This window comes from Paenibacillus sp. OT2-17 (assembly GCF_009827695.1).
In the GTDB taxonomy this organism is placed as follows: domain Bacteria; phylum Bacillota; class Bacilli; order Paenibacillales; family Paenibacillaceae; genus Paenibacillus; species Paenibacillus polymyxa_B.
Window position 1 is genome coordinate 1 of the sequence record NZ_WUDQ01000808.1, and the last position, 1,269, is coordinate 1,269.

Consider the following 1,269-nt stretch of genomic DNA (forward strand, 5'->3'; position numbering starts at 1 on the left):
TGCGCAATGTAAGTCGAATAACCATCGAACAGGAGCCCATTTCCAATTACTCCCTGTCTCCACCGTGGAGAGCAAGGTTTAGTAAACTCCGCTTGGTTAAATACGTACTGGATATTATCCTGGACTTGGGATACGCTCTCCAGAGCGCTTGAACCGGTTTCTTCATTGAACGCCCAATACATGATCAATCCCCGATTATCGGTTGCATGGCTCATACCTCAACCCTCCTTGATGTCTGCTCCGTTGGACCATTGGGAATATGAATGGAGTTAAGAGCATGCATATGAAACGAGTTCAGTACAACTTCCCCTGATTTCGTACTTATCTCAATACGATCCATCGGAGCATCAGGGAATATTTGATCCGTCAGTGCAACCAAACCCTCATTCGCGTACACTTCAACCGCGTTGCGATCCAGCCAGATATGCAGTTTGATCTTTCCATTCTCCGGAACCATTCTAGCACCGTGCTTGCACGCAAACGACGGGTGGAAGTCAGTCAGGCCCGATTTCGAACGGTCGATGAATAGCCATTGGCGCACAGGGTCATATCCGATAATAGTCTCACTTTGCCCAGAGGACTTCATTTTGATATGAACCTCATCCCCGGAACGAATGTCGATATCCGCTTCAATCTCAAGCAGAACATCATTCATTTTCTGCGTAAACGGCACCACCGGCGTAACCTTGACCTCATTCCAGCAGAGCGTTCCTTTTCGCAGCTGCTCTATTTCCCGGACAGGCATTTGAGTCAGAACTACGCCCTCGTCTCGGCTGGTCAATGATAAGACGCGAGGTAGAGTCATTGCGCCTCTCCAGGCTCCGGTAGGCGTTTGGTTGGCATATTTCCAGTTGCTCATCCATCCGATGATCACGCGCCGTCCGTCTTGCTCAGCTATATCCGACCAAGTGACCCCCGCATAATTGTCCCGGCCATAATCCAGCCACAGGATATGATCGGCCGGATTGTCATTGATGAACGTATTTCCGTCGAATTCTCCGATAAAGTATTGCGTGCGTGAGCCTTCCGGACAGTTCGGATCATCTCCGATGCTTATGATAAGTACCCATTTGGAACGCCCGCTGTCATCAATCGGCAATTCAAAGAGATCAGGGCATTCCCAAACTCCGTCATGCGAGCCTTCATTCTTTCCGAATTCGCCTGACAACGACCATTCACGCAAATTGTCCGAACGATAAAACCGAACGTGGTCTCCCGCGACAAGAGCCATAATCCACCGCTCACTTGGCGAATGCCAGAACACCTTGG

The 1,269-nt window shown here is 49.7% G+C and carries 2 protein-coding genes; both read right to left on the bottom strand.

From position 1 onward, the window contains the following. A partial coding sequence (locus GRP75_RS27270; protein ID WP_160790929.1) for a hypothetical protein occupies positions 1 to 215 on the bottom strand: 215 nt, incomplete at its 3' end. After that, the coding region (locus GRP75_RS27275; RefSeq protein ID WP_202404346.1) for a glycoside hydrolase family 32 protein at positions 212 to 1,269 on the bottom strand (1,058 nt) is incomplete at its 5' end. The genes GRP75_RS27275 and GRP75_RS27270, both read right to left, overlap by 4 nt.